The sequence below is a fragment of the Pseudoalteromonas arctica genome (assembly GCF_012927645.1).
In the GTDB taxonomy this organism is placed as follows: domain Bacteria; phylum Pseudomonadota; class Gammaproteobacteria; order Enterobacterales; family Alteromonadaceae; genus Pseudoalteromonas; species Pseudoalteromonas arctica_A.
The window spans coordinates 24,637-38,346 of the sequence record NZ_JABBMT010000028.1; the positions used below are offsets into that span (position 1 = coordinate 24,637).

Sequence of the window (13,710 nt, forward strand, 5' to 3'; positions counted from 1 at the left end):
TTTACCTATAAAAATAACGGTTAAAAATACCGTACTAAGATTGTTGGTGAATACCCAAACTATTTGGGTATAAATAGCTCGCGACTTTTTAATGGTTTTTTGCCTAATAAAGGCTTCATTAAATGACGACTTAATTGTTTTGCCATATATAACACATCCGGTGCGCTAAAGTCATGAGCAGCAATTGCATTTAACTGCGCACCAAAAAAGCCGTGACCTTGGTTTTCCTGAGCAACAAATCCATATTCAGCAAAATAGCTATAGGTTTGCTCTTGGATTATTGGCTCTCCTGCCGCATCAAAACTAAAATCAACGCCGTAACCTAATAATTCTAATAATTGAAATTCATAAGAACGTAATACAGCTTGTAAGTTGGGGTGCAGGTTAAGCTGTTGCAGGTGAGTTTGATAGAGCTTGAAAACATGATCAATAGGTTCGTTAATTGGCACAATACGATTGGTCAGCTCATTGAGATAAAAACCACAATAAAGCTGCTCACCCAGTAAAGGTGATTGCGAACCGTGTAGTTCAAAGCGTTGAATATATTTAAGATCATGTTTGCCGGAATAATTTACCAGTAAGGCTTGGAAGGGTTGTAACTGAGCTTTATGTTTTGTTGCTTGGCGACCGCTAATTCGAGCCAGCATGCGCAACTGGCCAACGCCCTCTACTAGCATATCAAGCATTACTTGTGAGTCACTAAATGGACGTCGGTGTAATAAGTATGCTGTGTAGAAGTCGCTATCCATAAATATTATTTAGGTTATTAATCTTCACCATAGCCTAAACTGCGTAGTGCACGCTCATCATCAGCCCAACCTGATTTCACTTTAACCCAAAGCTCTAAAAACACTTTATTATCAAGCATTTCTTCAAGATCCTTGCGGGCTTCACGGCCAATCACTTTAAGCTTTTCGCCTTTATTACCTATAACCATACGTTTTTGCGTTTCACGTTCAACTAAAATAAGGCCATTGATATGCCAAATGCCATTTTCTTGCCATTTGAACTGCTCAATTTCAACAGTGACAGAATAAGGTAATTCTTCGCCCATAAAGCGCATTAACTTTTCACGAATAACTTCTGCCGCCATAAAGCGCATAGAACGATCTGTGACGTAATCTTCAGGAAAGTAAAACTCACACGGTGGTAAGCGCTTTGTTACTTCATCTTTGATCAGGTTAATATTTTTACCTTGTGTTGCCGATACAGGCATAATGCCAACAAAATCGAATTTATCACCGAGCCATTTCATATGAGGTAAAACTAAATCACGGTCTTTAACTTGGTCTATTTTATTAATAACCAATAATACTGGTTTACCGCTTTGTGATACTTTATTTAGCACCATGTCATCGTCAGCATTCCAATGAGTGCCTTCAACAACAAATATAATAAGTTCCACATCACCGATTGAGCTAGATGCTGCGCGATTCATTAAACGGTTAATGGCACGCTTTTCTTCAACGTGCAGCCCTGGGGTATCCACGTACACCGCCTGATGTTTACCTTCAGTATGAATACCCATAATGCGATGACGGGTCGTTTGCGGCTTACGTGAAGTAATACTTACTTTTTGCTCAATGATTTCATTGAGTAAAGTAGATTTACCCACATTTGGGCGGCCCACAATTGCGATCATGCCACAAAATGTATCAACATCACCACTGTGAGGTTGGATCAATGTATCAAGATTCATTTTTAAGTATCTTCAATGCTTTTTCAGCGGCTTTTTGTTCAGCTTTACGGCGAGAACTGCCCACTGAGATGATGCTATCCATACCTTCAACAATACATTCAACCGTGAACGTTTGATTGTGTGCCTGACCTTTAGTATCTACCACAGTATAGCCTGGCAAAGGTAATTTGCGGGCTTGCAGGTATTCTTGTAGCAATGTTTTAGGATCTTTTTGGTTTAAACCAGGTGAAATGGCATCAAGGCGAGATTCATACCACGCTAAAATCAAGTCACCACAAACATCTATGCCAGCATCTAAAAATACTGCACCAATAATTGCTTCAACCGCATCAGCTAAGGTTGACTCACGTCTAAAACCACCACTTTTAAGTTCGCCCGGCCCTAAGCGCAAGTAATCACCTAGACCAAACTCTAAACCAAATTCAGCTAAGGTTTGCCCGCGCACAAGTGTAGAGCGCATGCGGCTCAAATCACCCTCCCGTGCTTTAGGGAACTTACTGTATAAAGCATTGGCAATAACGAAACTTAAAATTGAATCACCCAAAAATTCTAAGCGTTCATTGTGTTGACCTTTATGGCTGCGATGGGTCATCGCCTGCTCAAGCAATACTTGATCAATAAAGGTATACCCTATTTTGCTATATAACTCTGTTACATTTTTTTTCATTGTTACTGAATATTACCTAGGCGTTCAAAACGAACACCAGTTGGAACCCAGCCTGGTAAAATGTCATCTGGGCCATTCTCAAATTCAAAACTCATCCATATAAAGACAGCTTTACCCACCAAGTTTTCTTTTGGCACAAAGCCCCATACGCGACTATCTTGGCTGTTATCGCGGTTATCACCCATCATAAAATAATGATCAGCCGGCACTACCCATTCATCAGAACGCGTACCCGGTTGTTGATAGTAACGCCCTTTCATTTCCAGCGCTTCGGGGTTAATTAAAATATTATGTTTTAGTGTAGTCAAATTTTCATCTAACCGAACTAAATCCATAGAGCCTTGCTTAAACTCATCGCGATTAATGATCTCCATATCAATTTTATTAAATTCATTACACAACAGATCACCTTGCTGTGTTTGTCCTTGCTCGCAATTTGGTTGAATGTATAAACGCTTATCGCGGTAAACGATTTTATCACCCGGTAAACCAATCGCGCGTTTAATATAATCGATACTTTCATCTAACGGGTATTTAAATACCACAATATCACCGCGCTCTGGTTCTGCTACATCAACTAATTGAGTACGCCATACAGGGTCTTTCACCCCGTAAGAATACTTTTGCACTAAAATAAAGTCGCCCACTAACAAGGTAGGCATCATTGAACCTGATGGTATTTGAAACGGCTCAAATATAAACGATCTAAAAATCGTAATAGCCGCAATCATCGGAAAAATTGATTTCGCCGTTTCAGTAATAGTCGGTTCAGGGGCAATTAGTGCTGCAGTTTCTTCATCGAGCTCACCGCCAGCAGAACTTTGCGCAAGAGCTAAACGTTGCTGCCTTTTTGGTGCAAACATAAAATGGTCAATTAACCAAATTAAGCCTGAGCCTAGAGTTAACAACACTAAAAATATTGAAAAATAACCTGCCATGCATTAAATCCTTTATCTAACCTAATTTGGTTATAAAACTTACTTACCAACTTTAAGAATCGCTAAAAATGCCTCTTGAGGCACTTCAACATTTCCGAGTTGTTTCATTCGTTTTTTACCATCTTTTTGCTTTTGAAGAAGCTTTTTCTTACGACTTACGTCACCACCATAACACTTCGCAATTACGTTTTTACGCAATTGTTTAACAGTGGTACGGGCAATAACGTGTGCGCCAATTGCCGCTTGAATTGCTATATCAAACATTTGACGAGGGATAAGCTCTTTCAATGCATCTGCTAATTGACGACCACGCGATTGTGCGCTATCTCTATGCACAATAATCGCAAGTGCATCAACACGCTCACCATTGATCAAAATATCAACGCGCACCATGTCTGATGTTTGAAAGTGCTTAAAGTTATAATCAAGCGAGGCGAAACCACGACTGGTTGACTTTAATTTATCAAAAAAGTCCATCACTACCTCTGCCATTGGCAGTTCATAGGTTACGGCCACTTGTTTACCGTGATAACTCATCTTGGTTTGCATACCGCGCTTTTCAATACAAAGCGTAATAACACTACCTAAATACTCTTGTGGTACAAGAATATTAGCTTCAACAACTGGCTCACGAATTTCTAAAATATCGTTTACAGCGGGTAAATCAGATGGATTATCAATCTGAATTATACCTTCCTTGGTTACAACCTCGTAAATTACCGTTGGCGCAGTGGTAATTAAGTCAATATCGTATTCACGTTCTAAACGCTCTTGAATGATTTCCATGTGCAACATGCCCAAGAAACCACAACGAAAGCCAAAGCCAAGTGCTGTTGAATTCTCCGGTTCAAAGAATAACGACGCATCATTTAAACTCAGCTTATTAAGCGCATCACGGAATGATTCATACTCATCCGAGGCAATTGGAAACATACCTGCATAAACCTGCGGTTTAATTTTTTGAAAGCCAGGTAAGCGCTCTGGTGCTGCATTTTTTTGGTGAGTAATAGTATCACCAACTGGTGCACCGTGAATTTCTTTTATACCTGCAATTACAAAACCTACTTCACCAGTTCTTAAAATACCTGTGTTAGTTTGTTTTGGCGTAAAAATACCCACGTTATCAGCTGTGTGAATATGTTCATTAGACATAATTTTAATTTTATCACCAGCACGTAATTCACCGTGTTTAATACGTACAAGTGACACAACCCCTTGGTACGGGTCAAACCATGAGTCGATAATAAGCGCCTGTAGCGGTGCGTCTTTATCGCCCACAGGAGGCGGCACATCCTTAACGATCATTTCCAAGACTTCGGCAATACCGACACCTGTTTTCGCGCTACATTGCACCGCGTCAAGAGCGTCAATACCAATAATGTCTTCAATTTCTTCTGCTACCCGTAGTGGATCAGCTTGCGGTAAATCAATTTTATTTAATACCGGAATTACTTCTAAATCCATTTCAATGGCGGTGTAGCAGTTAGCCAATGTTTGAGCTTCAACGCCTTGGCCTGCATCTACAACTAATAATGCACCTTCACAGGCAGCCAGTGAACGCGATACTTCATAGGTAAAGTCAACGTGTCCAGGGGTGTCGATAAAGTTAAGTTGGTAAGTCTCTCCATCATTGGCTTTATAATTTAGCGTTACACTTTGCGCTTTAATGGTGATACCACGCTCGCGCTCAATATCCATTGAATCCAATACTTGCTTTTGCATTTCGCGGTCTGTTAAACCACCACAAACTTGGATCAAACGATCTGAAAGGGTCGATTTCCCGTGGTCAATATGGGCGATGATCGAAAAATTACGGATATGCTTCATAAACTGGATTCTAAACTTCTATTTTAATGGACTGAGTATATAAAGCCGCAATTTTACATTTAATTGGCTTCAATCACCATCTATTTGAGTTAAAGGAAGGCTAATAGGATGAATTTTTATTACTTTAACATCATGCTTTAGGCTTTTCACTCGGCTTTTAGCAATAATAAAGCCAGTAAAACCACCACCTAGAGCAGCAATAATTTGCAACCACTCAGGCACAGAAAAAACCTCTGCGGCCATTAACGCAAAGGCTAAACTTAATACCAAAGGCAACATATAAACAGCAAAAGCATGCTTTACCATGTGGCTATCATCCAGCGCCAGAGTTACTTTTTGTCCAACCACAACAGGAATTTCAAATCGATAAGGGAAGGTTTTTTTAGCCGTGCCAAATAGCTTACTAAAAATTTGTGAACCACAACGGCCATTACACCCTTCACAGGCTTGCTTTTGTTGGGCTTCTAAATGCGCAGTGGCACCTTGAATCGACACCACTGTAAGAGTTTGTTCTATCATTGTCAGCTTTTATATTACAAGGGTCTTGCAACCGATTCAGCAATTGCTTTTGCAGTCATTGCTGGAATATTCCCCACCACTGACACATCAAAACTACCGCTATTATGCACATATACTGTCGTGGCACCAGATGACAATGCACCACTTGGCCTGCGACCAGGTAATGGTCTTTGTACGAACACTGAAATTTCGACAAAACCATCTGAGTATAAATAATAATCCGTGAGTTCATTGTTCAAATCAAGCTTATGGCGGTCTGATTTTAATAAACTAAAACCCTGCGGCAACCAGCCAATTTGCCAATTATTACTCCCTGTATTAACTTCACTTTTGGCAATTTCCGCTGTCGGTAATGGCGTTGGAAATTTACGATTAAGCATTTCAAGTAATAACGCAGCGGGCTCTTCGGTTACACTAATATGGGTTAACTGTAGTTGTTCTAACATCTCACCGGCATGATTAACATAAGCAGATTTTAGTAATAGCGATGACTCTGCATCCAGCCACAGCCAATAATTAAACTTATACTCGTCTTTTGATTCGATACGAACAAGTTGCGCGGCACGCCCTGCAATACGGCCTTTACCACCGAGTACAAAATCGTAATGCTGACTTAAACGCTCAACATCTTTAAATAACACTTCCGGGATTGGGCCTGCAATAGAATCTGTATCTATTGAATAAGGCTCAGACTGTGGCTCAAAATAAGTAACCTGGTCATCGATACGAACCATCTCAAGGCCTGCGCCATTGAGTAAGCTCAAATGCTCGAGTTCTGTATTACCTTGTTTTGCATGCAACCAACGATATGGTTCCATTGACTTTCCTTTAACGACCACAAATGATGCGTCAAAGTTACGATTATGAACGGCATCAGCCATTTTGAGCAGTAGCTCTTTTGCGGGGTTTTCGTCGTCAGCAAAGGCTGGGGCCATTAATACCAACGACAAAATAAAAGTAATTACTTTCATTTAATTAGTTTTTTTCCTCTTCGGCTTGCGCCTCAGTGTGAGCTTTTTCTAATGAATATGCAACTCGTGCTTGGCGTTGATGCTCCAATACTAACGCGCCAATACGCTGTTGCTGTAACTCACGCAAACCTTGCTCTGCATTTTGTAAAGCAGGTTCTGAGGAATAGCTAACTGGTGATGCCACTCCTGTTACAGGTGTTGTTTGCAACATCGGAATTTCATTGCTCGGTGAGTTTTCACCTTGTGGTAATGTTTGTACACCAACAATTGCAAACATGGCGACACTTGCTGCAATTGCAAGTTGTGCAACTGGTTTGCGCCAGTTAAACGCCACTACGTTATCGATGGCTGTAGCAGCCATTGGTATTGGCTGTGCCGCTGATTGTGTGAAATCAGCATAAACTGGTTCACTTTCCAGCGCTTGCGCAACACTATCGCTTATATCAAAGACCAAAGCATCTTCGGACTCAGCACGCATTACGTCACCTATTAGCGCATAACGTCCTAAGATTGCCACATCTTGCTGGGCAATAACTTCATCAGTTAATGATTGTTCGCCGTCAAGTAATGCAGATAGATGCTGATTATCCAACTTATTAACGTGTGCTTTTGTCATATTAAGACTCGCCTATTAATGGGTTTAATTTGTTATCTATTGCTTCACGGGCACGGAAAATACGCGAACGCACCGTCCCGACTGGGCAATCCATCACCACGGCTATTTCTTCATAGCTCATCCCTTCGATTTCTCGCAGGGTGATCGCGGTTTTAAGATCTTCAGGCAAACTATCAATGGTGTTAAAAATCACTGCGCGAACTTCTTCGCTTAATAACAAGTTCTCAGGGGATGCATTTGAACGCATTGCATCAGCACCATCATACAACTCAGCATCGTCAGCATCTATATCATTTGCTGGCGGTTTGCGACCCTGAGCCACTAAGTAATTTTTAGCACAATTAACGGCGATACGGTATAACCAAGTATAAAAGGCACTGTCCCCTCTAAAGTTTGGAAGTGCGCGGTATGCTTTAATAAAAGCTTCTTGAGCAACATCAGCAATATCGCCTTGATTTGATACATAACGTGAAATCAAACCGGCTATTTTATTCTGATACTTCTTTACTAAAAGATTGAAGGCATTTTTATCGCCCTGCTGGACCCTTTTTACTAGCGCTAAATCCAAATCCTGCTCGCTCATTCGAGCCGGTACTCCTCTGTCTGATTATTGCTTGTCATTCATATCCTGCCATTGTTTACAAATACTCTGACTGCTGCATGAATGAAAAGTTCTGTTTAATATTATTATTTTATAAAATAGCCTATAAATATGTTGGCGAAAGTTGAAAATCACTAATAGTGTCGCGCCAAATATGATACATATACGCCTATCATAATATTATTATTTGCTCATTACTGTTTATACATTAGTATCTGGGCATTGTAACCGCAAAGACCACGGACATGAACCAAAATAAACACCATATCACGGATGTCGCTATTATTGGCAGCGGCGCAGCTGGCCTCTCATTAGCATTATCTTTAGCTAATCACTGTAAAGTTACCGTGATCAGCAAAGGTGAATTGACGGAAGGTTCCACACTTTATGCACAAGGCGGTATTGCTGCCGTGTTTGATAAAAAGAACGACAGCATTGAATCTCACGTACAAGATACCTTAGATGCCGGTGGTGGTTTATGTGACAAAGCCGCCGTGCAATACACCGCAAGTAATGCCCATGACTGCTTGCAATGGCTAATCGAGCAAGGCGTGCCTTTTGATATGGAGTTTGATAGCAAAGGCAAAGAGCGCTTTCATTTAACCCGTGAAGGCGGCCATAGCCATCGCCGAATTTTGCACGCTGCCGACGCCACTGGCCGAGCAGTGCAAACAACACTAATAAGCCAAGTACAAGCGCATCCAGAAATCACCTTATTAGAACAATACAACGCAATAGATTTAATTGGTGATAAAAAATTAGCCCAAAACGGTAAACATATTCATGGCGTATATATGTGGAATCGGGCGGCAAAAAAAGTCGAAACAATTTCAGCTAAGTTTGTAGCCTTAGCAACAGGTGGTGCCAGTAAAGTATACCTTTATACATCCAACCCGGATGTATCCAGTGGTGATGGTATTGCGATGGCTTGGCGTGCAGGTTGTAGAGTAGCCAATATGGAATTTAATCAATTCCACCCGACCAGTTTATACCACCCAGAGCTACAAAACTTTCTGATCACCGAAGCGATGCGTGGTGAAGGTGCTTATTTAAAACGTCCTGACGGCACACGATTCATGAAAGACTTTGACGAACGTGAAGAGCTCGCACCACGCGATATTGTTGCCCGCGCTATTGATTTTGAAATGAAGCGCTTAGGTGCTAACTGTGTGTATTTAGATATTAGTCATAAAGATAAAGACTTCATTATTGAGCATTTCCCTACTATTTATGCAAAATGCTTAAGTGTCGGGCTCGATATCACTAAAGATCCCATTCCAGTGGTTCCTGCGGCACATTATACCTGTGGTGGAGTAATGACTGACTTTAACGGTAAGACCGATTTAGATAACTTATATGCGGTAGGCGAAGTCGCTTATACGGGGCTGCATGGCGCTAATCGCATGGCCAGTAATTCATTACTAGAGTGCATTGTGTTCGCGCACGCCGCAGCAAAAGATATTTTAGCAAAACTACAACACAGTCCAGCATTAAAAGTGCTGCCGATGTGGGATGAAAGCCGCGTAACTAACTCAGATGAAGAAGTGGTGATCACCCATAATTGGCATGAACTACGACTATTTATGTGGGACTATGTTGGCATTGTGCGTTCAACTAAACGCCTAGAGCGTGCATTACACCGAGTTGAATTACTACAGCAAGAAATTCGTGATTATTATGCAAACTTCCGCGTTTCGAATAACTTGCTTGAGCTGCGTAATTTAGTGCAAGTAGCGGAGCTGATAATTCGCAGTGCAATGGAGCGAAAAGAAAGCAGAGGCTTGCATTATACCATTGACTACCCGCAGTTAAATGATAATCCAACGCCGACTATTTTGACTCCTCATGCTCACGGCGAGCCGACAAAGTAATACGTTTCAAGCGCACAAAACTCAGTTCATCAACCCCGCTGGCATTAATAATCAGCCAGTGGGAGCTTGCAAAGCCATTAATATATAACCAAACACTGCCTTGATAAACGCGGCTTTTGTTGCTGATATGACCATTTATTTTTAGCGTATTATTTTCAAAACGACATTGCGTAGAGTCTAATATAAAAACGCCTTGCTGAGGATGGGATTTTTTATACCAGTGCCAACTTACATAGCCACAAAGAGCACTACTGGCAACACAAATAAATTGCGCTAATATGCTCGTTAAAAATAGACTATAACACACTGCAAACAAGCTAAAGTAGACCACAAAAGGTCTGTGGTCTGGAATATTATTAATAACCCTAAACCTATACACGAACTCGATCTAAAATCAGTTGTACCATCTGTTTAAGCTCAGGATCTTTACATTCTTGATGGCCCATAAACCATGCAAATAGATCGGGGTCATCTGCTGCAAGCAAACGTTGGAGAACAGCTTGCTGATGCGTTGATAACGAATCAAATGCCTCATCTACAAATGGCATAAATAACACATCTAGTTCTAACATGCCGCGGCGACAAGCCCAGCGAATACGCGCTTTACTGTGAATTTCAGTCATTTCTTACCTCGTACTAAGTTGCTTTGCAGTTTAACAAATTGCACCTGAATAAACAGCTATTTATGCATCTATACCAGCAGCGCTAACTACGCTATTATATGCGCCTACATTTATTGTAACGCAGGTTTTTATGTCAACAGTACACGCATGCCCTTTATCACATCAGCTGATCCGCATAAGCGGTGTTGATAAACTCGCCTACCTCCATGGCCAAATTACCCAAGATATTAATAAGCTCAGTCAAACAAATTTTTTGTGGACAGGACACTGCAATGCCAAAGGTAAACTATGGAGTGTAGCAAAGTTATTTACTTATCAAGATAGTTACTATTTAGCAGCATCAGCGGTTGAAACCGCTCAATCTTTAACTGAATTAAAAAAGTATGCGGTGTTTTCAAAAGTTGAAATACACGCTGCTATCAGCAAGTTAATTGGTTTAATCGGTGATGATCTAGCTGCAACCGTAAATGTATTGAACATTCATTTTAATGAGCAAGATAGCGCTTGCGATTTTAGTCATGGTAAAGCACTAAAATTAGCAAAAAACCGCATTTTACTGATGGTTAATGATGAATTTTCACTGCCTGATGAGGTTATCGCCCTTGAAAATGACGCCCTGTGGCACCAACATAGTATTTTAGCAGGTGAACCGGAGCTCAATGAAGCAGCACTTGGTGAATACGTACCACAGATGGTCAACTTGCAAGCAATCGGCGGAATAAGCTTTCGTAAAGGCTGCTACACAGGCCAAGAAACGGTGGCCCGCATGAAATACCTTGGTAAAAATAAACGCGCTATGTATATCGTATCAGGACACAGCGATGGAGAATTAGCTGAACCAGAGCTTGAAACCCAAATGGGTGAAAACTGGCGTCGTGCTGGCAAATTAATAAGCCAAGCCTACAATCAACAAAGTAAAACTTTATTTGGCCTTGTTGTGTTGCCAAACGACAGTGAACCTAGTCAGTTGCTGCGTGCAAAACATGCCCCAACGGTAGAGCTAACTATCCTTCCTCTACCCTACTCTCTCGCAGACGAATAAATAGGAGCGACTATGATCATTGCAACAAATAAAGTGGTAAAAATGCATTATTCAGTCATGGATAATGACAAAAACTCTATCGATAACTCATTTGATGGTGAGCCACTGACCTTTATCGTTGGTACCGGTTACTTAATTCAAGGCCTAGAAGATGCCCTACAAGGTAAAAAAGCGGGCGACACACTCAGTGTTACTGTGCCACCAGAGCAAGGTTATGGCGAACGCCATGATGATCTAATGCAAGCAGTACCAAAGTCGATGTTTGAAGGTATGGAAATTGAAGTTGGTATGCAATTTCGTGCCTCAACAGATGACGGCGATCAATCTGTAATGATCATTGATATTCAAGAAGAAGATGTAATAGTTGATGGTAATAATCCACTCGCTGGTATCACTTTAAACTTTGATGTAGAAATACTAGAAGTGCGTGATGCAACAGCAGACGAATTAGCTCACGGCCATGTCCATGGTGATGGTGGCTGTGGTCACGACCACTAATATCGACTTAGTGAACTAAACCGATAATAAAAAAGCGCTATTGCGCTTTTTTATATCTCTAATTTAATCAAACGAGTGTAGGCTCTGGCTCGCTTATCTTACCCGCCAACGCTGCGAGCAAACCATCTTGGTCGTTAGTTCCTAAGCGATATTGGCTACCATCTTTTAGAGTTAGCTGTACCGCGCTGAATCCTGACACTGTGTATATCCAGCCATCGTGAGTAATGCGCAGACCAATACCATGACGAAAAGAGTTTTCTACCGCTTTAGCTTCAATAATATCCACTAACTGTAACTTATCGCCAAACACACCAGGACCAAACCCCCAGCTAATTTGGCTGTCATCAACTTTAATGGTTAAACCATGGAACAAAAACCCCACCAGCACTAAAATCGCTGCAAATATCATTAACGGCATATCGGCACCAATTAAATACCAAGCTAAACCAACAAAGCTGGCAATCCAGCTTAGAATCACAAAAATGAACAGTGCAAATTGCTTATGCTGATACATAACACTCTCTAAAATATTAAAAACTATAAACTAATGTCGCACTTAGTTCTGAATCAAACTTTAACTTGTCGTCTTCCGGCTTAGAGTTATAACGATATAAATAAGCAAACTTTAATGATATAGCGCCCATCACTTGGCTGATCAATGATGTCTCTGACTTTAATCGTGAGTTCAATCCTGACAATGATTGTTCAATACTTAAATCTTGATTGAAACGTGTTCGAGTCGAGACCGTTCGCTCCCACTGCAGTGCTAAACGTAATAAATAGCCGGTTTTGGTTTTGTCTTCTTGCTCATCTTCAAGCTCGGTATCATCTTGTGCCACCGAGCGGTATAAACCAGGTCCTATATCAAAATCAACTTGGTTTTTTACCCCTTGATACAAACGATTACCATAACCTGCCGCAAGCGTACTTTTAAATTCAAGGCCACTAAACTCATCTTCTTCATAATCACCATACATAAAGAATGAGGCATTTTTTACCCCAATTTTATAGTTGCCCTGCGCAGAGACAAATATACGGTTTGCCGAGACTTCATCATTACCAGTAGCATCGTTACGATCACGTTTGTATAAACTATCTATTTTGAATTGATTACGCCATTTATCAAGGTCTTGGTATAAGTTACCTTTAAACTTAAAACTGGTCGAGTTAGTATTACCGCGACTAACAATAAGTCCAAATTCAGTATCGCCGTATAATAGCTCGCCTTGATGGATTTTATGGATCTCTTCATCTGAGAGTTGACCATACTCATGGAAGTCTTCAAAAGGATCAACCGCCCAGACTTTACAGCTAAGCAGACAGCCCAATAACAGCAGTAATCTAATCACTGTCCGCTCACTGTGTTGATATATAATGAAACAAGGCTGTTTTTACTAAAATACTGCATCGAGTTTATTCGCTATCTTTCCATAATATATGACAAAACGGCGCGTCTTTATCACGGCTAATCAAAATTTTGGCAAATAAAATATCTTGATTATCGAATTCAAGTCCCACTAGCACCTGAATAAATAATTCTGGCTCTATTTCTAATGCGACAAAATCTTGCCATTGGTCATCAGGCTCACCTTCTTCAATAAAGCCAAGCTCTTCACGATGCTGGTTAAAATCATCGACATCTTGCTCACTAAGGTTATCTGGGGCTAACTCTAAAAAGATATCGTAAGCTTGATGCGTTACTTCTTCTTCACTGTATAAACGGGATCCTGTCATCGCCATAAACCTTTCATGATGCTAATGCCAGATATAGTATCAAACCTCAGCAAATTTTTAACAAAAAAAAGCCAGGTTTCCCTGACTTTTTTATACAAGGCTTA

The 13,710-nt window shown here is 40.8% G+C and carries 17 protein-coding genes; 3 read left to right on the forward strand and 14 right to left on the reverse strand.

Going from position 1 to position 13,710, the window contains the following annotated elements; all coding sequences use genetic code 11:
* Positions 1 to 59 precede the first annotated feature (59 nt).
* From recO to rpoE, 9 genes are all read right to left on the reverse strand, one after another.
* A complete protein-coding gene (gene recO, locus HHO47_RS14950; RefSeq protein WP_169021020.1) occupies positions 60 to 749 on the reverse strand; it encodes a DNA repair protein RecO in 690 nt (229 codons plus the stop codon).
* 17 nt (positions 750 to 766) lie between these two features.
* A complete protein-coding gene (gene era / locus HHO47_RS14955) occupies positions 767 to 1,699 on the reverse strand; it encodes a GTPase Era (RefSeq protein WP_169021021.1) in 933 nt (310 codons plus the stop codon).
* Positions 1,689 to 2,366 (reverse strand): ribonuclease III, encoded by a 678-nt coding sequence (gene rnc, locus HHO47_RS14960; protein ID WP_145237595.1) that lies wholly within the window; start codon positions 2,364 to 2,366, stop codon positions 1,689 to 1,691. The genes era and rnc overlap by 11 nt, the downstream gene beginning before the upstream one ends.
* A 2-nt stretch (positions 2,367 to 2,368) precedes the next feature.
* Positions 2,369 to 3,304 (reverse strand): signal peptidase I, encoded by a 936-nt coding sequence (gene lepB / locus HHO47_RS14965; protein ID WP_149980897.1) that lies wholly within the window; start codon positions 3,302 to 3,304, stop codon positions 2,369 to 2,371.
* 39 nt (positions 3,305 to 3,343) lie between these two features.
* Positions 3,344 to 5,131, reverse strand: coding sequence for a translation elongation factor 4 (gene lepA, locus HHO47_RS14970; protein WP_169021022.1), 1,788 nt, complete (start codon positions 5,129 to 5,131; stop codon positions 3,344 to 3,346).
* A gap of 69 nt (positions 5,132 to 5,200) precedes the next feature.
* The gene (locus tag HHO47_RS14975; protein ID WP_169021023.1) at positions 5,201 to 5,650 is read right to left on the reverse strand and encodes a SoxR reducing system RseC family protein; all 450 of its coding nucleotides are present in this window, start codon (positions 5,648 to 5,650) and stop codon (positions 5,201 to 5,203) included.
* Between the two features lie 14 nt (positions 5,651 to 5,664).
* On the reverse strand, positions 5,665 to 6,621 hold the full coding sequence (locus HHO47_RS14980) for a MucB/RseB C-terminal domain-containing protein (RefSeq protein WP_169021024.1): 957 nt from the start codon (positions 6,619 to 6,621) through the stop codon (positions 5,665 to 5,667).
* Between the two features lie 4 nt (positions 6,622 to 6,625).
* Positions 6,626 to 7,237, reverse strand: a complete 612-nt coding sequence (locus HHO47_RS14985) for a sigma-E factor negative regulatory protein (RefSeq protein WP_169021025.1) — start codon at positions 7,235 to 7,237, stop codon at positions 6,626 to 6,628.
* A gap of 1 nt (position 7,238) precedes the next feature.
* Complete coding sequence (gene rpoE / locus HHO47_RS14990) at positions 7,239 to 7,820, reverse strand: RNA polymerase sigma factor RpoE (protein ID WP_169021026.1); 582 nt, start codon at positions 7,818 to 7,820, stop codon at positions 7,239 to 7,241.
* Positions 7,821 to 8,083: 263 nt separating this feature from the next.
* On the opposite strand from rpoE, the gene nadB reads away from it, so the two are divergent.
* Positions 8,084 to 9,709: an L-aspartate oxidase gene (gene nadB / locus HHO47_RS14995; protein WP_169021027.1), complete on the forward strand. Its 1,626-nt coding sequence runs from the start codon at positions 8,084 to 8,086 to the stop codon at positions 9,707 to 9,709.
* On the opposite strand, the gene HHO47_RS15000 is transcribed toward nadB, so the two are convergent.
* Both HHO47_RS15000 and HHO47_RS15005 read right to left on the reverse strand, forming a co-directional pair.
* A complete protein-coding gene (locus HHO47_RS15000; protein ID WP_348981666.1) occupies positions 9,669 to 10,088 on the reverse strand; it encodes a hypothetical protein in 420 nt (139 codons plus the stop codon). The genes nadB and HHO47_RS15000 overlap by 41 nt on opposite strands.
* A complete protein-coding gene (locus tag HHO47_RS15005; RefSeq protein WP_169021028.1) occupies positions 10,081 to 10,332 on the reverse strand; it encodes a succinate dehydrogenase assembly factor 2 in 252 nt (83 codons plus the stop codon). Before HHO47_RS15005 ends, HHO47_RS15000 begins: the two co-directional genes overlap by 8 nt.
* Positions 10,333 to 10,462: 130 nt before the next feature.
* Between HHO47_RS15005 and HHO47_RS15010 the strand changes: the two genes are divergently transcribed.
* Together HHO47_RS15010 and HHO47_RS15015 are read left to right on the forward strand one after the other, a co-directional pair.
* The gene (locus HHO47_RS15010) at positions 10,463 to 11,374 is read left to right on the forward strand and encodes a YgfZ/GcvT domain-containing protein (RefSeq protein WP_169021029.1); all 912 of its coding nucleotides are present in this window, start codon (positions 10,463 to 10,465) and stop codon (positions 11,372 to 11,374) included.
* A gap of 12 nt (positions 11,375 to 11,386) precedes the next feature.
* Positions 11,387 to 11,872, forward strand: a complete 486-nt coding sequence (locus tag HHO47_RS15015) for an FKBP-type peptidyl-prolyl cis-trans isomerase (RefSeq protein WP_169021030.1) — start codon at positions 11,387 to 11,389, stop codon at positions 11,870 to 11,872.
* A 67-nt stretch (positions 11,873 to 11,939) separates the two neighbouring features.
* Here HHO47_RS15015 and HHO47_RS15020 read toward each other — a convergent pair whose 3' ends face one another.
* From HHO47_RS15020 to HHO47_RS15030, 3 genes are all read right to left on the reverse strand, one after another.
* Entirely contained in the window at positions 11,940 to 12,386 is a 447-nt protein-coding gene (locus tag HHO47_RS15020) for a hypothetical protein (RefSeq protein ID WP_169021031.1), read from the reverse strand.
* Positions 12,387 to 12,402: 16 nt separating this feature from the next.
* Positions 12,403 to 13,221 (reverse strand): DUF481 domain-containing protein, encoded by an 819-nt coding sequence (locus HHO47_RS15025; protein WP_169021032.1) that lies wholly within the window; start codon positions 13,219 to 13,221, stop codon positions 12,403 to 12,405.
* Positions 13,222 to 13,285: 64 nt separating this feature from the next.
* Positions 13,286 to 13,606, reverse strand: a complete 321-nt coding sequence (locus tag HHO47_RS15030) for an HI1450 family dsDNA-mimic protein (protein ID WP_149980907.1) — start codon at positions 13,604 to 13,606, stop codon at positions 13,286 to 13,288.
* Positions 13,607 to 13,710 lie beyond the last annotated feature (104 nt).